At 43.0% G+C, this 20651-nt stretch carries 17 protein-coding genes; 10 read left to right on the plus strand and 7 right to left on the minus strand.

Annotation, left to right across the window (positions count from 1 at the left end):
- Positions 1-128 precede the first annotated feature (128 nt).
- From arsS to I3252_RS09420, 3 genes are read left to right on the plus strand one after another with little or no spacing between them, the layout of a single operon-like run.
- Positions 129-1988 (plus strand): arsenosugar biosynthesis radical SAM (seleno)protein ArsS, encoded by a 1860-nt coding sequence (gene arsS, locus I3252_RS09410; RefSeq protein ID WP_238035004.1) that lies wholly within the window; start codon positions 129-131, stop codon positions 1986-1988.
- A gap of 37 nt (positions 1989-2025) precedes the next feature.
- A complete protein-coding gene (locus I3252_RS09415; RefSeq protein WP_238035005.1) occupies positions 2026-2736 on the plus strand; it encodes a TIGR04283 family arsenosugar biosynthesis glycosyltransferase in 711 nt (236 codons plus the stop codon).
- 34 nt (positions 2737-2770) lie between these two features.
- Positions 2771-3409: a TIGR04282 family arsenosugar biosynthesis glycosyltransferase gene (locus I3252_RS09420; protein ID WP_238035006.1), complete on the plus strand. Its 639-nt coding sequence runs from the start codon at positions 2771-2773 to the stop codon at positions 3407-3409.
- A gap of 113 nt (positions 3410-3522) precedes the next feature.
- Here I3252_RS09420 and mtnP read toward each other — a convergent pair whose 3' ends face one another.
- The gene (gene mtnP / locus I3252_RS09425; RefSeq protein WP_238035007.1) at positions 3523-4428 is read right to left on the minus strand and encodes an S-methyl-5'-thioadenosine phosphorylase; all 906 of its coding nucleotides are present in this window, start codon (positions 4426-4428) and stop codon (positions 3523-3525) included.
- 512 nt (positions 4429-4940) lie between these two features.
- On the opposite strand from mtnP, the gene I3252_RS09430 reads away from it, so the two are divergent.
- The 3 genes from I3252_RS09430 to I3252_RS09440 are packed head-to-tail and all read left to right on the plus strand — an operon-like array spanning position 4941 to position 8563.
- Positions 4941-5960, plus strand: coding sequence for a TAXI family TRAP transporter solute-binding subunit (locus I3252_RS09430; RefSeq protein ID WP_238035008.1), 1020 nt, complete (start codon positions 4941-4943; stop codon positions 5958-5960).
- Positions 5941-6501, plus strand: a complete 561-nt coding sequence (locus I3252_RS09435; protein WP_238035009.1) for a DUF1850 domain-containing protein — start codon at positions 5941-5943, stop codon at positions 6499-6501. Before I3252_RS09430 ends, I3252_RS09435 begins: the two co-directional genes overlap by 20 nt.
- Positions 6473-8563: a TRAP transporter permease gene (locus I3252_RS09440; protein WP_238035010.1), complete on the plus strand. Its 2091-nt coding sequence runs from the start codon at positions 6473-6475 to the stop codon at positions 8561-8563. Before I3252_RS09435 ends, I3252_RS09440 begins: the two co-directional genes overlap by 29 nt.
- 126 nt (positions 8564-8689) lie before the next feature.
- Here the strand turns inward: I3252_RS09440 and lipA are convergent, their stop codons facing one another.
- Both lipA and I3252_RS09450 read right to left on the minus strand, forming a co-directional pair.
- Positions 8690-9733, minus strand: a complete 1044-nt coding sequence (lipA, locus tag I3252_RS09445) for a lipoyl synthase (protein ID WP_238035011.1) — start codon at positions 9731-9733, stop codon at positions 8690-8692.
- A 174-nt stretch (positions 9734-9907) separates the two neighbouring features.
- A complete protein-coding gene (locus I3252_RS09450; protein WP_238035012.1) occupies positions 9908-10348 on the minus strand; it encodes a carboxymuconolactone decarboxylase family protein in 441 nt (146 codons plus the stop codon).
- A 424-nt stretch (positions 10349-10772) separates the two neighbouring features.
- Here I3252_RS09450 and acnB point away from each other — a divergent pair, with 424 nt between their 5' ends.
- The 3 genes from acnB (at position 10773) to I3252_RS09465 (ending at position 14740) form a co-directional block, all read left to right on the plus strand.
- Entirely contained in the window at positions 10773-13376 is a 2604-nt protein-coding gene (gene acnB / locus I3252_RS09455) for a bifunctional aconitate hydratase 2/2-methylisocitrate dehydratase (RefSeq protein WP_238035013.1), read from the plus strand.
- 352 nt (positions 13377-13728) lie between these two features.
- The gene (locus tag I3252_RS09460) at positions 13729-13974 is read left to right on the plus strand and encodes a hypothetical protein (RefSeq protein WP_238035014.1); all 246 of its coding nucleotides are present in this window, start codon (positions 13729-13731) and stop codon (positions 13972-13974) included.
- 322 nt (positions 13975-14296) lie between these two features.
- Complete coding sequence (locus I3252_RS09465; RefSeq protein WP_238035015.1) at positions 14297-14740, plus strand: PACE efflux transporter; 444 nt, start codon at positions 14297-14299, stop codon at positions 14738-14740.
- Between the two features lie 127 nt (positions 14741-14867).
- Here the strand turns inward: I3252_RS09465 and I3252_RS09470 are convergent, their stop codons facing one another.
- On the minus strand, positions 14868-15665 hold the full coding sequence (locus I3252_RS09470) for an enoyl-CoA hydratase-related protein (RefSeq protein WP_045451320.1): 798 nt from the start codon (positions 15663-15665) through the stop codon (positions 14868-14870).
- Positions 15666-16137: 472 nt separating this feature from the next.
- Between I3252_RS09470 and I3252_RS09475 the strand changes: the two genes are divergently transcribed.
- Entirely contained in the window at positions 16138-16950 is an 813-nt protein-coding gene (locus I3252_RS09475) for an alpha/beta fold hydrolase (RefSeq protein WP_238035016.1), read from the plus strand.
- Between the two features lie 265 nt (positions 16951-17215).
- Here I3252_RS09475 and I3252_RS09480 read toward each other — a convergent pair whose 3' ends face one another.
- The 3 genes from I3252_RS09480 to I3252_RS09490 form a co-directional block, all read right to left on the minus strand.
- Positions 17216-18280 carry an HpcH/HpaI aldolase/citrate lyase family protein gene (locus I3252_RS09480; protein WP_083475641.1) on the minus strand — a complete coding sequence of 355 codons (1065 nt, stop codon included), beginning with the start codon at positions 18278-18280 and terminating at the stop codon, positions 17216-17218.
- A 213-nt stretch (positions 18281-18493) separates the two neighbouring features.
- Entirely contained in the window at positions 18494-19690 is a 1197-nt protein-coding gene (locus I3252_RS09485; protein WP_238035017.1) for a cysteine protease StiP domain-containing protein, read from the minus strand.
- Between the two features lie 63 nt (positions 19691-19753).
- Positions 19754-20581 carry an HAD hydrolase family protein gene (locus I3252_RS09490; RefSeq protein ID WP_238035018.1) on the minus strand — a complete coding sequence of 276 codons (828 nt, stop codon included), beginning with the start codon at positions 20579-20581 and terminating at the stop codon, positions 19754-19756.
- Between the last annotated feature and the right edge of the window lie 70 nt (positions 20582-20651).

Here is a 20651-nt window from a genome sequence, read left to right on the forward strand (position 1 = left end):
TGAGATGATAATTTTATGAAATAGTCATAAAAAGCAATTGCTTGCGTGTGAATTTTTCTTTTTTAACCTTTTATTTTTGCGTCATCCTTTTTGCTTTAGAGGTGCTACTAACAGGGTTTTATACCATTATGAAATCAACTATCGAATTACTCGAGCACACGGATTTCCCAGCGATCAAACGTCGTGAGTTAACCACGCTACAGGTCAATATGGGTTACTTATGCAATATGTCCTGCGTCCACTGTCATGTGGCTGCCAGTCCTTACCGCACAGAGATGATGTCGCGTGAGCTTGTTGAGTTGATTCTAGAAGTCTTGCAAGCACAAAATATCGAGACGCTTGATTTAACGGGCGGTGCGCCTGAGATGCACGAAGACTTTAAGTATTTGGTTACAAGCGCACGTGCCTTGGGTGTAAAAGTAATTGATCGCTGTAATCTGACTATCCTGATGGAAGAAGGGTATGAGGACATGGCGCAGTTTTTGGCAGATAATGCGGTCGAAGTGGTGGCTTCTCTGCCATGTTATTCATTAGAAAATGTCGATAAGCAGCGCGGCAAGGGCGCATTTGATGACAGTATATTGGGATTGCATAAGCTCAATGCGCTTGGCTACGGCAAAGTGGGTTCAAACTTAACGCTCAACCTCGTTTATAACCCGCAAGGAGCGACGCTGCCGCCCAATCAACAGCAGCTTGAAGCGGATTATAAGCGCGAGTTAAAAGCGCATTTTGATATCGAATTTGATCAGTTATTTGCCTTGACCAATATGCCCATTCAGCGTTTTGGTGCGGTGATATTGGCTAAAAACCAATTCTATCCCTATATGGATTTGCTCAAAGCCAATTACGTGGCTGCCAATTTAACCGAAGTCATGTGCCGATCGACCATCAGCGTTAATTGGTTAGGAGAGTTGTTTGATTGTGACTTTAACCAGCAATTAGAGATGCCAGTGCCCAACAAGTCCCGTCGGCATCTAAGCGATTTATTAACGCAAAATCCTGCTGGCGATGACATTGCCATTGCAGATCATTGCTATGGCTGTACGGCGGGGCAGGGAAGTAGCTGCGGTGGTGCGCTAGAAGAAGAGACAACAGATCAGACGATAGAAGAAATATCCTCGATTTCACCGGAGTCAATCATGTCAGTATTTAATAGTACAAGACTTAATAGTAAAAGCCTTTTTTTAAGTAGTGGTTTATTAATCAAAAGGGCAGTGACCACTTCTATACTGTTAGCCAGTATGGCAAGTTATGCGGATTTTAATCATAGCACTTGGGATAGCTTACTTAATAAAAACGTCACCATGACCAATGGTGGCAAAGCCTCTGTCGTTAATTATAATGGTATGAAAGCGGATAAGAGCAAGCTTGATAGCTATATGGCGGCGACTAGTAAAGTCAGCCAGTCGGAATTTAACGCTTGGAGTAAAGATGAGCAATTGGCATTTTTGATCAACGTCTATAACGCTGGCACTGTAGAGCTAGTCTTGACTAAATATCCTAACATCAAGTCGATTAAAGATATTGGTGGAATATTTGGTTCGCCATGGAAACAAGATTTTATCACGCTATTAGGCAAGAAGCGCTCGCTTGATGATATCGAGCACAATCTAATCCGTGGCTCCAAACGCTACAACGAACCGCGTATTCACTTTGCGGTGAACTGTGCGAGCATCGGCTGTCCTGCGCTATTAAATGATGCTTTTACAGGGAGTAAATTAGATAAACAATTAGAGCAAGTGACGAGTAAATTCCTTGCGGATAGCAGTCGCAACCGTCTCAAAGGTAATACGTTAGAGATATCGCCAATTTTTAAATGGTATAAAGAAGACTTTGAAACCAACTGGCGCGGTACGAATAATATAGAAGGGTTTTTGGCTCGTTACAGCTCGTCTTTAGGGCTTAATAAGTCGCAAACCACTGATCTAAAAGCGGGTAAAACGAAGATTGGCTATACCAATTATAATTGGAACCTTAATAAGAAATAATGGTAATAAAAAATAAAAGCGAGCGCTGCTAATTGTGATGGCTAAGGTTTCGATAATTATTCCAGTACTCAATGAAGCAGATAATTTGCCTTTATTGTTTGATAATATCAATAGGTTAAATCCAAAACCGCAGCAAGTAATATTGGTTGATGGTGGCTCAAACGATGATTCTATTGCCATGATCCGAAGTTTTATTAATGAGTTAATGCCTGATAATGATCGTAAAATTGATTGGCAAATGACTGAGTCTAAAGCAGGGCGCGCGCTGCAAATGAATACAGGTGCAGCGTTAGCAACTGGTGAGGTATTACTTTTTTTGCATGCCGATACGCAATTGCCACTGCACGCTATCGATAGCGTTTCTAAAGCGATGAAACGGGCAGAGTGGGGACGTTTTGATGTGCAAATAGCCAGTCGTCAACCGACACTGCGATTGGTCAGTCAAATGATTAATTGGCGCTCACGGTTGAGCGGAATCGCGACAGGCGACCAAGCTATTTTTATTAGCCAGTCTTTATTTAAGCAAATCGATGGCTATCCTAACCAAGCGTTGATGGAAGATGTCGAGCTTTGTAAACAGTTAAAAGGTATTGCTAAACCTGCTTGTTTAAAAAGTAAAGTCATCACATCAGCAAGACGCTGGCAACAGCATGGCACTTGGCGGACGATTATTTTGATGTGGCATCTACGTTTTGATTACTGGCGCGGCGTATCAACTGATAATATCAAAGCGCGTTATTATAAATAAAAGAATAAGCTCTTACAAAGAATAAGCTCTTACCATGAATCAAAACCAACAAACTTGTATTATCCTTTTCGCCAAATTCCCCGCACAGGGTATGGCAAAAACGCGCTTGCAGCCGGCTCTTGGTATTGAAGGTGCGGCGCAAATGGCGCATAAACTACTATTGCATAGTATAGAACAAGCCGTCGCCACTGGCTTCACGGTTGAGTTATGCGTCAGTCCTGCGCCAACAGATCCATGCTGGCAAGCGCTTGGTTTGCCTGACTCGCTGCAATGGTCAGCACAAGCAGATGGTGATTTGGGTTTGCGTATGTTAACCGCCAGTCAGCAAGCATTAACATGTTTCGAGCACGTTATCTTGATAGGTACGGACTGTCCGAGTCTTACAACCATTTGTATGCGACAGGCTGCCCAGCAGTTAGAAACACAAGATAGCGTCATGATTCCCGCTTTTGATGGTGGTTATGTGCTTTTTGGTTTTAAGCAAGTTGCTGCTCGCTTATTTAGCACTATCGAATGGAGTACGGCGAGCGTAGCAAAGGTTACTCAACAGCGCTTGGCAGAATTGAGCTGGTCTGTAGTGTTGTTAGCGCCTTTGCCTGATATTGATGAGCCTGAAGATTTGTGTTACTTACCAAATGGCTGGCTTGATGGTTATAAAGTTATTGAGAATTGAGAACGCCTTATCATTCGAGGTTTTTAGGTATGAAAAAGCCATCGAGCTATTTTGTTGACCCTATTAGGTTGATTATAGTTCGATAGCTTTTTGGTAATCATAAACTGATATGGCTAAGGCAATATTGCTGAAAGTCTGGTTTTAGTCTCTTCACTCATCGTCTCTACTGGCGTGACTAACGCTTGAGCTAAAGCTGTATGGGCAATAGAGTCAGGCTGTTCTGCTGCTAGTAGGGTGACCGCCTGCTTAATCACTGCTTGAGCATTTTCAGCATTTTTCATTAGGTTTTTTATGGCATAGTCTGCACTAACGGCTTCTTCGGTAGGGTGCCAACTATCAAAGTCTGTGACCAATGCTAGCGTTGCGTAAGCCATACTTGCTTCACGAGCAAGCTTAGCCTCTGGCATATTGGTCATACCGATGATGTCCGCTTGCATCTGCCGATACCAGTGTGACTCTGCACGAGTGGAAAACTGCGGCCCTTCGATACAGATATACGTGGCTTTTGCATGACATTGACCTTCGGCTATCTGCGCCTGAGTATAAGCACGCGTTAGAATATCCGCGACTTTAGGACATAAAGGATCAGCCATCGCGACGTGTGCTACTGCACCTTCCCCAAAAAAACTGCTTTTTCGATACTTAGTCATATCGATCATTTGATCGGGAATGACCATATCTAAGGGCTTAAGCGCGTCTCTTAGTGATCCCACCGCCGATACCGAAATGACGTAGCGTACCCCCAAGGTTTTTAGCGCATAAATATTAGCTCGATAAGGCACTTCGGAAGGGGTGAGTTTGTGACCTTGACCATGACGAGTTAGAAAAGCGACCTTTACGCCATTCAATTCACCTAAGACAATATCATCAGAGGGTTTGCCGTAAGGCGTCGATATGCTGACACTGCGTTTATTGGTTAAATCTTGCATCTGATAAAGACCGCTACCGCCAATGATGGCGATATCAGCGGATACCGATACCGATACTGCCGCTGACTTTTCTACACTAGATATTGTCATAAAGGTTTTCCCTATTTTTAGAGTAACAGATAACGTTGCCAAGATATGTGGTGACGAATTTATAAATTTAGATAGGATCTACTTTAAGTGAGCTGCCTTACAAGATAACCGCTTAGGGTTTATATATATAAAATATAATCAATCCTACAGTATGGTAAAAGTGCATTAAGAGCTACCATCTAGTCATTTTATGTCAGTATTTTTTGGTCAAATAACCTCGTTTATATTTAGATGATTATAAAGGTTTACAATAGACACAGACTTTGTTTAAATGAATTGTATTATGAAACATTGTTCCGCATAGCAAAACTATATTTGGCTCTTGATTCATTACAAGAACGGCTGCTCCTTTACTTAAATAGCTTCGCATATCAAGTATGAGTGTAGAGGGAATCTGGATGGCAGTTTATTTATAGCAAGAATTGCTATATTATTACAGGTCTGTAACGCATCACTATTGATATATTGATGCCGTTAAGTGTATTAACTCGATTATTTCAAGGATGAATTCAATGCTCAACTCTCTAAAATCCCCGTTACTTTTATCAGCAATGTTAAGCGCCACTTTAGGTCTGACGGCATGCTCATCACCAAGTTCAGAAAGTACTGACAGTACGGCAACAGATAGCGCTGCCACTGACACTGCCGCCGACAAGCTTGACACCAAGTTTCTTACCATCGCCACTGGCGGAGCATCTGGCCCTTATAACATCATCGGCACTTCATTATCAGAGGTCTATGTCAAAACCTTTGGGGTCAACTCAAAAACGCAAACCACTGGCGCTTCAGTCGAAAACGTCAATCTATTGACCCAAGGAAAGGTTGACATGGTGTTGGCGCTTAGTGATGTCGTCACCGACGCGGTCGAAGGCAAAAACAACTTTGATAAGCCGATAACCAACATCCAACAGATTGCAGTTTTGTATCCTAATGTGGTGCAAATTGTCACCACCAAAAAATCTGGCATCAAAAATATTGAAGACTTACGTGGTAAGCGCATCGCTGTGGGCGATCAAGGCTCTGGCACAGAAGTAAATGCTCGGACGCTATTAGAAGGGTTTGGTATCACATATGATGATGTTACCGTTGACTATTTGGGCTTTGCGGAAGCAGCGGACGGTATGAAAGCGGGTAAAATTGAAGCGGCTTTCTTTAGTAGTGGTCTGCCAAACTCTTCATTGATGGAGCTAGAGCAGGGCTTAGACTTACAATTAATCACCATCAATCAAGACAAGCTAAAAGAAATCATTGCGACTAAGCCTTACTTTAAGACCTTTGAGATTCCTGCTGGCACTTATGGCAATGACGCCGCGATTCCAACCGCAGCAATCATGAATGCTCTATTGGTTAGCTCTGAGTTGTCTGAAGCAGATGGTTACAAGCTGACCAAAGCGTTATTTGACAATTTAGACGGTCTAAAAACAGCGCACCAAGCGGCTAATGATATTAGCTTAGCAACCGCTCGTGAAGGTATGGTCGCACCTATCCATCCTGGCGCTAAAAAGTACTATGATGAGCAAGCAGCTAAATAAGCGTTTAGGGTTATTGATTGGCGTGGTAGGCATTGCCGCGCTGGTTTTTTTTACGCTATGGCATCTCTTTGTTCGTCAGCCTGTGGTGGAAGTGCGTGTTGCAGGCGTTGATGGCGCTAATGATAAAGTTTGCTACTTTGTCGAGCCAAATTTTCAATTGCGCTGGATACACTCTGTAGAAAAACAATGGTGGGAAGAGCAATACCAACGTATAGACGGCAGCAGTACAGAAGACGCTGAATTGCTGCTGACCACCACTTATTTTGAGGCTTTTGGGGCGGGCACACCCTCAACCGAAGCGCTTGCTACGATACAAAAACCTGGCTATCTGGGTTATCAAATCAATGAGAAATTGCCTAAGCTTAATTGGGTGGTCTCACGGCTTACCAAAGGTGAGATTGACTATGGTAATTACCAGATGCTCATTCATCGCTGGGTGCCAGACTATTCTGAAGTAACGATCATGCCGAAAACGTATGGTTTCATTGATAGATTTAACAAGGATTTGTGTCATGAACTCCCAAGTGATGGATCACAATAATGTGACAACGATGTCAGATCACCATATCAATAACGACTTGCCTATACATTCCAACACGGATGCTGATACTCAGGTCGACACTGAACTTGAGGCGCAAGCCCACAATAAAGCCATATTAGAAAAGTATGATAGAGAATCCATCACAAGGCACATCACTCAAGGACCAGTGAAGTATTTTATCGCTGGACTTTGCATTTTATATTCACTGTTTCATTTATATATCACCTTTAATCCCATGCCAGCGCTGCTACAGCGCTCTGTACACGTGGGCATTGGTTTTGCCTTAATTTTCTTAATTTTCCCCGCAAGTAAAAAAAGCAGCCGTCAGCGCGTGGCATGGTATGACTGGATTTGGTTTGCCCTTTCATTGTCTGGCATGGCTTATCTGATATATGAATATCAAGATATCGTGACCTCACGTGGCGGTATGGCCAATCAGATGGATGTGATATTTTCGCTGATTACGGTGGTCTGCGTATTAGAAGGCAGTCGCCGTATCACAGGTTGGATTTTACCGATATTGGCAGGGATATTCTTGGCGTATCCGTTTGTCAGCCATTTGGATTTTATGCCAGACCGGTTACTGACTCGTCCTTATGATATGGGTGATATTTTTGGTCAATTATTCTTAAAAACGGAAGGTTTATATTCTGTTGCGATTGGTGCATCGGTCACTTTTATCTTCTTATTCATTCTTTTTGGTGCATTCTTAGCGCGCTCAGGGATGGGACAGCTGTTTAATGATTTGGCATTGGCAATCGCGGGTCACAAAAAAGGTGGTCCGGCAAAAGTAGCAGTGATTTCTAGTGGCTTTATGGGTAGTATTAATGGCTCTGCTTTGTCAAACGTGGTCAGTACTGGTGCCTTTACCATTCCACTCATGAAAAAGGTTGGTTACCACAAAGATTTTGCGGGTGCCGTTGAGGCAAGTGCCTCTGTTGGCGGGCAAATATTACCGCCAATTATGGGCGCGAGTGCCTTTATCATGGCGGAGACAACAGGCTTGCCGTATAGCACAATTGCGTTGGCGGCCTTATTGCCAGCGATATTGTATTATCTGGGCGTCATTGCGCAGGTACATTTTCGCGCTGGTCGTCGCGATCTAAAAGGTATCGCTAAAGAAAGCTTACCAGCCGTGAAAGAAGTGTTAAAAGCCCGCGGTCATATGCTGCTACCGATTGTATTTTTGATTTTCTTATTAATCAGAAATGTGCCCGTCGGTTATGCAGCGGCTTATACCATTGGTTTTACTGTCGTAGTTAGTATGCTGCGTAAAGAGACTAGAATGGGTTTCTCTGACATTTTAGGTGCATTAGAAGATGGCGCACGCCAGTCGCTCGCAGTAATGGCAGCTTGTGCAGTCGTCGGTATTATCATCGGAGTAGTGAGTCTAACCAGTTTTGGAACGGTGATGACCTCATCAATTGTCACACTTGGTGCAGGATCGTTATTTTTCACACTCATTTTGACCATGCTTGCCTCGATGGTATTGGGCATGGGACTGCCGTCTATTCCTGCCTATATTATTACGGCAACGATGGCAGCACCAGCCTTAGCTGGTTTTGATATTCCAATTTTGTCGGCGCACATGTTTGTTTTCTACTTTGGTATTTTTGCCAATATTACACCGCCCGTGTGTCTAGCCGCCTTTGCTGGTGCGGGTATATCTGGTGGCGATCCGATGAAGACAGGGTTCTTATCGCTCAAACTGGCACTCGCCGGATTTATCGTGCCGTTTATGTTTATCTATAGTCCAGCGATGTTAATGATTGATCCTACTGGGCTTGCGGTAACTGCTAAGGACTTCCCGCTACCACCTATTATCGATATTGTCACGGTAGTATTGACGTCAATTACGGGTGTTCTCGCGCTTAGTGCAGCATTAGAGGGTTATTTTAAAAGCGATATGAGCCCAGTAACACGCGTTGTTTTGGCAATCGGAGCTTTGCTATTAATCTATCCTGGAATAACGACTGGTCTAGTGGGTGGCATGATCGTTATTGCTATCGCCATCCTTAATACTAGAAACAGTGGCGAACCAACGCCAACTTTAACCATTTAAGACGTTGCGGTTGAAGGTTTTAAAAATCTATTAAAGCTAAAAAAAGGGTGAATAACAGTTTATGTTATTCACCCTTTTTACATGCTTAACTTAATTTTTAAGTATTAGCTCATTAAACCCCGACACTTAGCAGCCAAGTTTGCCTTCTGCTGCCAATGCTTTTTTGCTACGGATTGGCGCTGGGCAGTCTTCGCCGTAATATTGACGATCGGCAAAATAGCTTGAGCGTACCATTGGGCCTGCCCAAATGTTAAAGAAGCCAATTTTTTTACCATAATCCATATAACGCTGGAACTCGTCTGGATGGACATAGCGATCGACAGGCGCGTGGTTTTTACTGGGTTGCAGATACTGACCAACCGTAATCATATCCACGTTATGTGCTTTTAGGTCATCAAGCAAAGCATAGATTTCTTCTTCGGTTTCGCCAAGGCCAACCATAAAACCGCACTTGGTCGCGATATCAGGGCGCCGCTCTTTATAGAGTTTGAGCAAATCTAACGAATGCTGATAATCAGAACCTGGACGGAAGGCTTTATATAAACGAGGCACGGTTTCGATGTTATGGTTAAAGACATCTGGCGGTGTTTCAGTTAACAAGTCTAGCGCGATATCCATACGACCACGGAAATCAGGCACCAATATTTCAATGAGGCAATTCGGGCTAAGTGCGCGAGATTCATTGAGCACTTCAACGAAATGCATCGCGCCGCCATCTTTTAGATCGTCACGATCCACAGAGGTGATTACCGCATACTTAAGCTGCAAACCTAAAATAGTCTCGGCAGTGTGGCGCGGCTCATCTGCATCTAGCTCATTAGGACGGCCATGACCGACGTCACAGAACGGACAGCGACGGGTACAGATATCACCCATGATCATAAAGGTCGCGGTACCATCAGCGAAGCACTGTGGCAGGTTAGGGCAAGCTGCTTCCTCACAAACGGTATAGAGCTTTTGCTCGCGCAAGGTGGCTTTGATACGAGCCACTTCAGCGGGCGAGGACATTTTAACCCGAATCCAATCTGGCTTTTTCTTAGCCTCGATGGTCGGAATCACTTTAATTGGGATACGGGCAACTTTGTCATAGCCACGTAGTTTTTCGCCTTGAATGGCTTTTTTTGGTTTGGCTTTAGCAGCAGGTACATGCGTTTGTACGGCAGTTGTCATAATAAAGTATCTCTTAACCCTTTATAGCATAAGGGTTTATGGAATTATTAGAATGTGTTGTGAGTGAGGACATTATAGCAGAAACTTAGGGGCTAATTTTCAATGAATAATGTTTAACTGATCATTTTGAGGTGGATCATTAAGGCTACTATGGTTTGTCTCGCAACCGTAGTTTTAAATATCTATATCAATATCCAACTCATTCAGGATTTCTATGGCAGCACGAAACGCTTCTTGGGTAGCGGGTGCGCCGCAGTAGGGTAAGCTGTGCATGAGTACTTCTCGAATCTCAGCGACACTAGCACCATTATTGATAGCGCCTCGAATATGTCCTTTTAGCTCAGTTGGGCTTTTTTGCGCAATTAAAAAAGCAATGGTGATTAATGAGCGATATTTGCGCGGCAATACTGAGTCATCTTGCCATGTGCTGCCCCAAGCGTGTTCGATAATCCAGTCTTGTAATGGTTGGGTAAATCCAGTCGCTGTATCCAGTGAGCGTTTGACATGTGCCTCACCCATGACCTCGGTGCGAACTTTGAGACCGTTTTGATAATTAGCGTTACTCTTTATATCGCTATTTTCTCTATTTTTGTTTTCCATTGCACTACTATCCATATCATTATCCTTAATGTTTATTCATTTAATATATAGTTAATAAAAGCTGTTTTTTCAAGCGCTATCTTTCCACATGCTATTTTCAAAAGAATATTTTATCAAATAATATCCTACAAAGCGTCTAGCAGTCACAGCGTCTTTATTTAATCATAAATCGAGGGGTGCTTGACTAAAATGACAAGCTGTATATCGATTGTGCAAGGCTGCTCAATCATATTGTTGATGGTACTATTTATATAATAAATGTTCAATATGAGCCCTTTATAACCGCTTTATGAGCCTTTTAAAGGCTGAGCCATTAACATTTAGGGCGTTTTAAGCTATGATTGCACCAATAATTATTCCATCTAGTATAGAGACGCAGGCGGTCATGCTGACTACCCACGTAATGTACTAATACTCCCAACTGACGAGGACGACTATTGTGTTAGAAGCTTATCGTAAACATGTCGAAGAACGTGCTGAGCTAGGAACGGTTCCGCTACCACTGAATGAAAAACAAGTAGCAGAGTTGGTCGAATTACTAAAGAACCCACCAGCAGGCGAAGATGCGTTCTTGATGAACCTGCTAGAAAACCGTATTCCTGCTGGCGTTGACCAAGCGGCTTACGTTAAAGCGGCGTTTTTAGCAGCGATCCTTAAGGGTGAAACCTCTTCACCACTTATTAGCAAGCAAAAAGCGGTTCAAATCCTAGGCACGATGCAAGGTGGCTACAACGTTCAACCATTGGTTGCGGCACTGGATGACGTGGAAGTGGCACAAGACGCTGCTGAAGCGTTGAAAAAGACGTTACTGGTGTTTGACGCGTTCAATGACGTGACTGAAAAAGCAGAAGCGGGCAATGCTATCGCTAAAGAAGTGGTTCAATCTTGGGCTGACGCTGAATGGTTTTTGAACCGTGATGCTGTACCAGAAAAGACGACTTACACGACGTTTAAAGTGACTGGCGAAACCAACACCGATGACTTATCGCCTGCGCAAGATGCGTGGAGCCGTCCTGATATCCCATTGCATTCATTGGCTATGCACAAAAACTCTCGCGACGGCATCACTGCTGACGAAGAGGGCGTTGTCGGTCCAATGAAGCAAATCGAGGCGTTAAAAGAGAAAGGCCATCCACTCGCTTATGTTGGTGATGTCGTCGGTACAGGCTCTAGCCGTAAATCTGCGACCAACTCAGTATTGTGGCTCATGGGCGATGATATCCCTAACGTGCCAAACAAACGTGGCGGCGGTCTAGTACTTGGTAACAATATTGCTCCTATCTTCTTTAATACTATGGAAGATTCTGGCGCATTGCCAATCGAAAAAGTAGCGGTTGATAACCTAAACATGGGTGATGTGTTTGACATCTATCCGTATGAAGGCAAAATCACTAAGCATGATTCAGATGAAGTGTTGTCTACGTTCAAATTGAACTCACCAACATTGCTTGATGAAGTTCGTGCTGGCGGTCGTATTCCATTGATCGTTGGTCGTGGTTTGACCAATCGTGCCCGCGCGTACATGGGTCTTGGACATTCAGATATCTTTGCTAAGCCAGAAGAGCCAGTTGATACGGGTAAAGGTTTTACTCTAGCGCAAAAAATGGTCGGCAAAGCTTGTGGTCTAGAGGGCGTACGTCCGGGCATGTACTGTGAACCTAAAATGACGACTGTAGGATCGCAGGATACTACTGGTCCGATGACTCGTGATGAGCTAAAAGATTTGGCTTGCCTAGGTTTCCAAGCAGACTTAGTAATGCAGTCATTCTGTCACACTGCCGCTTATCCAAAGCCAGTTGACGTTGAGACTCAGCATACACTACCTGACTTTATCATGAACCGTGGCGGCGTAAGCTTACGTCCTGGTGATGGTATCATTCATAGCTGGTTGAACCGTATGCTACTTCCAGATACCGTTGGTACTGGTGGTGACTCGCATACGCGTTTCCCAATGGGTATCTCATTCCCAGCAGGTTCTGGTTTAGTAGCATTTGCCGCAGCGACTGGTGTTATGCCACTTGATATGCCTGAATCTGTCCGTGTACGCTTCGTTGGCGAACGTCAACCTGGTATCACACTACGTGACTTGGTGCATGCGATTCCTTATCAAGCGATCAAAGAAGGTCTATTGACGGTTGATAAAAAAGGTAAAATCAACGAGTTCAACGGTCGTATCTTAGAGATCGAAGGTCTTGAAAACTTAACCGCTGAGCAAGCGTTTGAATTGTCTGATGCCTCAGCTGAGCGTAGTGCTGCTGGTTGTACCATCACTTTGTCTGAAGCGTCGGTGACTGAGTACTTAAACTCAAACATCACGCTACTTAAGTGGATGATCTCAGAAGGCTATGGCGATGCGCGTACGATTAGCCGTCGTATTGAGCAGATGCAAGAATGGCTAGCGAACCCAAGCCTATTGCGTGCTGATGCTGATGCAGAATACGCCATCGATATGACTATCGATATGAGCACGATTAAAGAGCCTATCCTTTGCTGCCCGAATGATCCAGACGATGCAAAAACATTGGCTGATGTCGCTGGCGATACCATTGATGAAGTATTCATTGGCTCTTGTATGACCAACATCGGTCACTTCCGCGCTGCGGGTAAACTGCTACAAGACGTACCAGCAGGTAGTTTGAAAACTCGTCTATGGATTGCGCCGCCGACTAAGATGGATGCGCGTCAGTTGATGGAAGAAGGTTACTACAACATCTACGCTCAAGCCGGCGCTCGTACTGAAATGCCAGGTTGTTCACTATGTATGGGTAACCAAGCACGTATCGCACCGAAATCTACTGCGGTATCGACGTCAACCCGTAACTTCCCGAACCGTCTAGGTCAAGGCGCTAACGTATATCTAGCTTCTGCAGAGCTTGCAGCCGTAGCAGCGGTACTTGGTAAGTTGCCAACCAACGAAGAATATCAGCAGTATGCTGGTATGCTTGATAGCATGGGCGAGGAAGTGTACCAGTACATGAACTTCGATCGTATGGATTCTTATACTGAAGAAGCCGACAAAATTAACGTTGCTCAGTTGACCTAATATTTGCTTTAAAGCTAATTAGTAAGATAAAAATAAACCCCGTATCATGATGATGCGGGGTTTTTTGTGCTATAAGTATAGCTATTATTAAATCTTTTAATAATAATAGCTAAATAAGTTTTGAGTGTTTTTCAGTATTACTTTTTTTAAAGTATAGGGGTTTTAATGTCTACTGGTATATACGTTGAGAACTGTAAAAATGTGACTATAGAGGGTAATAGATTTCACAATATAGATAACCCAGTTGTAATTAAGCGTACAAAAGGTATATATGCTGATAATAATGTAGCTACTTATGACAGTGGGTATTTTAGACTAACTCGATTGACAATTGCTATGAGGAGAATAATTAATGGGTAATAATAATCCGATGTTTGACTTAGAAGATTGCGAAGATATTGAGCTTCATAATAATAAAACTAGTTCTAACACTCTACTTAAAGCTAAAAATGCAAAAAGCATCAAAGCTAGTAAAAATGAGTCTTCATCAAAAATCAATGCTATTCGCAAAACTTGGCATGAAACAGCTTTTGGTAAAATTATAATTGGGTTAGTTATTGGTGTAATATTAATAATAGTAAAGCTGATGTTCAGTTAGAAAATTTGAATAAATGATATATGTTCTGATATACGGAGTTAATTATTATAAACCGGTTTAAGTTTTTCAATATAAGCGGTAAAACCTTCTTTAAAGTCATCAGTAAAATCCATTATTTTTTTATTGTTCATCTTTAATATTTAGTGTTCTATTAAGTATTATTTTGCTATAAGCTGCGACTGGTTTCTCTCATTATCTTATGTATAATATGGGGGCAGGCGGAAACCGTGGCTCTGCAATTCATTCATCTTTTTCTATCTCGGGACGGACCGATACTTTGATAGGTACTTTTTGTTTACGCTTAAGTGCTTTGGAGTCTTGGTTGATTACTTTATCCCCACTCAAACGTCGTCTGACATATGTGACTATTTTCGAGCTTATCGCTATCATTTCTTCTACTTTCGTATTGATGAAGCTGAGCGGTAGCGACGCGGCAGAATCCTTACCAGTTGCTGTGATGGTGTCATTGGCAGCAGTGATTTGGAACTTCTTATACAATACAGCTTTTGAAGCGTGGGAACGTCGCAAGCAGGTGGCAAAGCGCACCTTACTCATTCGCAGTGCGCATGCATTAGGATTTGAAGGCGGATTGGTGTTGATTTGCTTACCGCTATATATGATTTGGTATGATGTTGGCTTAATCAAAGCCTTTATGATGGAAGCAGCGTTACTGCTATTTTTCTTGGTTTATACCTTTATCTTTACCTTGGGTTTTGACAAGATATTTACCTTACCGCATCACTATAAGACAGCCTCTGATTCTTAAGAGTTAAAAGTGTTACTTAAAGATATGCTTAATACGGAATTTTCTTGATACTGTATGACCCAAAAATAAAAGGCTGCCATTAGGCATCCTTTTTGATGATAGCGCAAAAAAGAGTGTGATCAGGTTATTATTTACCTTGATAAACTGGCTTACGTTTTTCCATAAAGGCGGTAATACCTTCTCTAAAATCATCCGTTTTAGCAAGCATGGTCTGTTGATCCACTTCCATATCGAGCGCTTCATTGAGACCCATATAAGCGTGCGTATTAATCATATGCTTCATTGATGCCAATGCTTTTCCGGGCAGATTGCTCAGGCGCGTTGCCAATGCCAATACGCTAGCATCCAACTCGTCGCTACTGACCACATCATTAACCAAGTTTAAGCGTGCCATATCTTCCGCTTTGAGTTTATCGCCAAGCATAACCATCTCAGTGGTTTTAGCCACACCGATCAATTGATTCAGTAAATAAATGCCGCCAGCATCTGGTATTAGACCGATATTGACAAAGGCTTGCACGAATTTGGCATTATCAGCGGCTATGCGAAAATCACAAGTCAGTGCCAAGTTCATGCCAGCACCTGCCACTGCGCCTTCTAATTTGGCGATAATAGGCTTATGAATATTACGCAACTTTAAGCTAATCTCAGCGACTTCGCCAACCATGAAATTTAGCTTATTCGACAGCGCCTCGCTTTCCATGCCGTTTTCTAACATCTCACCGATATGACCGCCACTTGAAAAGTTATTGCCTGCGCCTTGCAGGATGATGACTCTGACGTCTTTATCTTCATCTGCGTTCGTCAGTGCATTCATCATGGCATCTTTGAGCACTGTGCTAAAGGCATTCAGTGTTTTGGGATCGTTCATCGTGATGGTTGCGATATGGTTTTCTACTTGATATTCGACGAGAGGGTGTGACATGGTTGATATCCTTAATTGAGTTTTCTAGAAAACGTTTTTGGTAACACTAGCTATTGGCAGTAAATGTGACAAATAATGCAATGGCAATTACTATAGCAGTTTGAGCTTATTATAAAAGCAGGATCTGTGCGCGCTTAAGACATGATTCAGCTATGGTGTTTTTTGCTGCTATCATATTACTAAAGTTATTAAACCTACCATTCAAAAATAAGGCTACTATCTGTAGAAAGGTTGAATTATGCTAAGGCATGTCCTCAATTCAATCGAGCATTCTCTACATGGGCTAAAAATGGCTAAATTTTGCCAAACTGCGTCAAATAGCTGATGAATATCTCGATATTATTTGTGCTATTTTCCTTGTTTGGCAGCAATTTATCTCATTTTTTTCACCATTTTTAAAATGAAGACACGCTCTAGAAGGCAGGTTTTAAAAGACTTATTTTTTATTTATTAAACCAACAAGGAAGTGGTTATGCCAATTATTCATGTCAATAATGTTGAACTTTATTATGAAGACAGCGCGCCAAACGATAAGCAAAAACCCGTCATGGTATTTGCCCACGGTCTGCTGTGGAATACACACCTATTTGACAAGCAAGTTGAGTATTTTAAAGCCGGTTATCGCTGTATTGTATTTGATTTTCGAGGACAAGGTCAGTCTGAAATAACCAAGTCTGGCTATGATATGGAAACCTTAACCGAGGATACATTGGCATTATTAGAGGCACTAGATATTCATAAATATCATTTGTTAGGGTTGTCGATGGGTGGGTTTGTCGCCCAGCGTGTCGCACTCAAACGCCCTGAGCTATTGCTGTCGCTTACCCTGTTAGAGACTTCTGCTGATCCTGAAGATCCCAAAAACGTGCCGCAGTATCGTAAGCTGGTCAAAGCCATTCGTTGGTTGGGTCTCAAACGCGTGAGTAACAAGGTCATGCCTATTATGTTTGGCAATACTTTTTTGACAGATAAGTTACGTAAGTCTGATCGTAAGCAGTGGTTAACGATGCTACAAGGCAATCGCAAAGGCGGAGTCATTAAGGCAACAACGGGCGTCATTGAGCGGGCAGGCACCTACGATCAGCTAGGGAGTATTACGGTGCCGACATTAATTGTGGTTGGTGATGAGGACACAGCAACCCCTTATTCAAAGGCTGAACGTATGCATTTTGCGATTGCAGGGTCTAAATTGGCAGTGATCAAGGGCGCTGGTCATACCGCCACCGTAGAAGAGCCTGAACAGGTCAATCGAGTGATTAACACCTTTTTAGCGGACTGTGTCTAGTTTTGAGTTGGTCTTGAAATAGCCTTAAATAAGGCATCGTTTTAATAGTAATAGAGTGATGACATCTTTGTGCTAAAAAAGCCGTTATCTTGAATGTGATAACGGCTTTTTTATTGAGCGCATGTAAAAGAGCGCATGTAAAAGAGTGCATTTAAAATATTGATTTGAAATATTAATTTGAAATTAGGGCACGTAATCATTTTTAGCCCATTTAGGCGCTTTCGTTCAGATTGAGGACATGCCCTATTAACCTTAAGACTTTTATTTATAACCGTGCCGTATAGTCATTATTACCGTCATCAAGGGTGCCACATGCCTCGGCACGATTGACGATTTCTGTTGCCCACGCGCGATGGGTAGCAGGCTCTAGCATAGTATTATTATATTTAAACACCGCTTTCGCCTCGCTATGCAAGATTGCTTGCGCCTCATCTAAAATGCTCAATGGTACGCAATAGGCTTGTTGCACCAGCGCAATTTGGCTTGGATGAATGACTGTTTTGCCGACCAATCCTAAGCTAACATCGCGGGTTAGCTCTTGCATAAATAGCGTTGGCTGATCCAAATATTCAAAGACAGGCGCTGTTAAATAAAAGCCATGCGGCACAAAGCAGCCGAGCAGCTGATAGGCAAGGGTGCCAATAGGGGTATCATAAACGATGCTGTTTTTGGGACGTCGCAAACGCAATGCTGCAAACAAATCATTGCCGCCGATACGCAAGGCAAATACAGGCTGGCTAAAAGCTTCTTTAAAACCAATGGCCAATTCCTGATTATGATGTGGATTAAATAGCGCTGCGGTTTCAAGCGTCGGCATCAATAGTTGCTCAGTACTCAGATTTTGACAGGCCATACGCCAATTGGATAGGCTATACATATCGACTTTTGGCATGACAAAACCATCAATCAAATCGATATGGGCAAAACCTGAGAGCTGCTCTAACATCGCTGGATGACGCGGGCGTATAAATACCAGCGGGCGTGTTGGTTGCTCAATCTGAATGTCGGCATGTTTTGATGGGTCATTGATGCTATCGACATGCGTCGCCCATGTATGCAGCAACGTTTGCAAGCGCTCAAGTGCCAGCTCAACATCATTATGGCTAACCGCATCTTCTAGGCAGATGATAATGCTATTAATCGTTGGCAACTTATCACGCTTAATGACTTGCCAAATATCTTGGCGAGTTGCTGGCATGTATAGGCTAGCCCCCAACTGATACGGGTGATGCGCATGTGGCTTGAGCATCGCATGACGCTCAGTAATGAGGTGAGCGTAAGACTGGGTGTTTTGATAAAGAGTAGACTCGTTGTTTTGCATATCTGACATAATTGGCATCATCAATAGTGATAAGTGAATGAATATAAAATCTAAGAGGTATCATCAAGTGGTATGGCTTAGCAGCAATGATTGCAAACCCAAAAATACGTTTGGTAATGTCAAATTCGTTTAGCCGACAAGAAGGAGTAGTTTTACCTTTCTCTTTCGCTGCTTTGATTTTGAGATGGGTCTGGTTTATAAAAACCGCGAGTGTAGCAATGATTAATGGTCTTCGCTACGTTGCTTGATAAGCGTGATGGCTTGATAGGGATGTATTTTATCACCTAATACACTAACAATGATATTTCGCTGGGCACATAAATGTCTTAGCAGTATGGTATCAGGATGATCAGCGCTGGCTAATAGTATGCGTTCAGGGTCACGGCGCAATATCGCCCGTGTTGCCTCTGCAATCGTTGGCTTAATGCGGTTACGATTGCTGATATCGTAGTCTGCTGCCAGCTTGTCGATTAAAGCGGCTGTCTGATAGCGCGGCTGCTGAAACGTCGGCAAGCATTGCAAAGGTGGGGCTAATGCACGGCGCGCTGCATCGATATGAGCGATGAAAGCTAAGCTATGGTCGACCTCAATTAAGTTATCATAAAACACGCTGCGGTGTAGTCCCAATGCTGGCTCGGTATATAAACTTCGCGAAATCAGTCCTGATACCGTACTATTTAATAATCCTGACGGAATTAGCCAGTCATCGATGCTAGCTGCAAGCCAAGCAACGCCAGCTGGATCAGCCAGCGTTAATAAGGGAATAACACCTACGCCTTGATGGAAAATATTGGCAAAGTTTGCATGGCTAGGATCGCTAAATTTTTCTAAACTATGAGCAAGCTCTTGATAAATCGCGCCTTTGCCTGTCCAGCCGTCAACAAATACGATAGGACTGTCTGGATGAGCATTCAATATCATTTGTAACGCAACTGGATCAAGTCCGCGGTCGCGAATGATGCTGATACCATAATGCACGCTCGGTAAAGCAGAGCTGCTATTAACGTCTGCTAATGCACGCTGCAACAAAACGCCAACTGGCAAACCTGCGCGTACCAAACTGACTAAAACTAATGGACGTTCAGCATTCACAGTATGTTCATTTCGAGATTTTTGAAAAATATGATGTAGTGTATAAGCCAAATTAGCAATATCAGTGGCAGTCCTCTCAGTTCCTTGCTCTAATGCTTGCGTGTATAGCTGCTCATGCATAGCAGTAGGCGCTTGCTCCAAGGTCAACATATCAGAATAATGGCGTTGCCCACTTTGAATAAGTGCTTCTTTTTGGCTCACAGGCACATCGGCGACCGCGTCTTTAGCGACTATATCGAGCAGTACGGTCACATCACTGGCAAGATAGCTGCCTGAGCCATATGCTGCTAATTTTTGAACATTAGGGTTTGTTATATGATGGGTCATAAAATAATTTCTACTTCTATAAACGGCGGCGATTATTGTTTTTATTTAGGAGAGATTAAGTGTTTAGAATGACTGAGAGCTAAGTCGTTCATGTAACTGACCATGATTGGGCATACCATACCAGTCAAGCAGCTGTAAAAATGGTAAATCAGCCAGACTGTCACCAAAGCCAAAGCTTGGTCGTTGACTGTCTAAATGATTAGCTAACAAGAACTGTACCGCATGGCGCTTATGAACTGCGTGCGGCAATATCGCTAGGTTATTCGCATTCACGTGCACATAAAAATCCTGCTCAAAGTCTCGTACTAACGTTGGCAGTTTTGCAGCGAGATCTACTAATGCTTGATGGTCTTTTTGCGCATGTTTGATAGCCAGATAAATGGTTAATTCTTTATTATCAGCGCCATTACTAAAGCTATCGATATGTGGTGTAAAGACCAGCTGGCTACTGTCATTTTTGCTGTGATTCGCGAATAGCTGGCTCAGCTGCTGCAATTTTTCTTGCAATGGCGCAAGCTTGCTATACATATGCTGTTGCCACTGAGCTTGTAACGCACCGTCTTTGTCAAGAATAATCGCGCCATGAGTCAAAACTTGCCAGCTATCAAAAGGCAGTTTTACGCGCTGGATTTCACTACGGTCACGTGCCGTCACTACGATTAGATCAGTGCTAGCAAGTAGCCAGTTAAAAAATGTGGCTTGACGCTGACTCATAAAACTTAATGGCTCGCCTTGCTTGTTAACGGTTGCACAAACTAAGTTTTCAGCTTCAGTAGTTGGCAAATCCCATACGTCAATTTTACGCTGAGTTTGAAAGAGCGTATCGTCCAAATCCATCAGCGCGTAAGGCTTAACGATATCAGGATTGGCTTGAAAAAATGGGGTGGTCATAAAGGTGTCCGTAAGGGTTGAATGTGAAAAGCAGAGCGGGATTTAGAGGATGGTTTTAATGGGACAGTTC

The organism is Psychrobacter sp. Ps4, from assembly GCF_022129285.1.
GTDB classification, from domain to species: domain Bacteria; phylum Pseudomonadota; class Gammaproteobacteria; order Pseudomonadales; family Moraxellaceae; genus Psychrobacter; species Psychrobacter immobilis_A.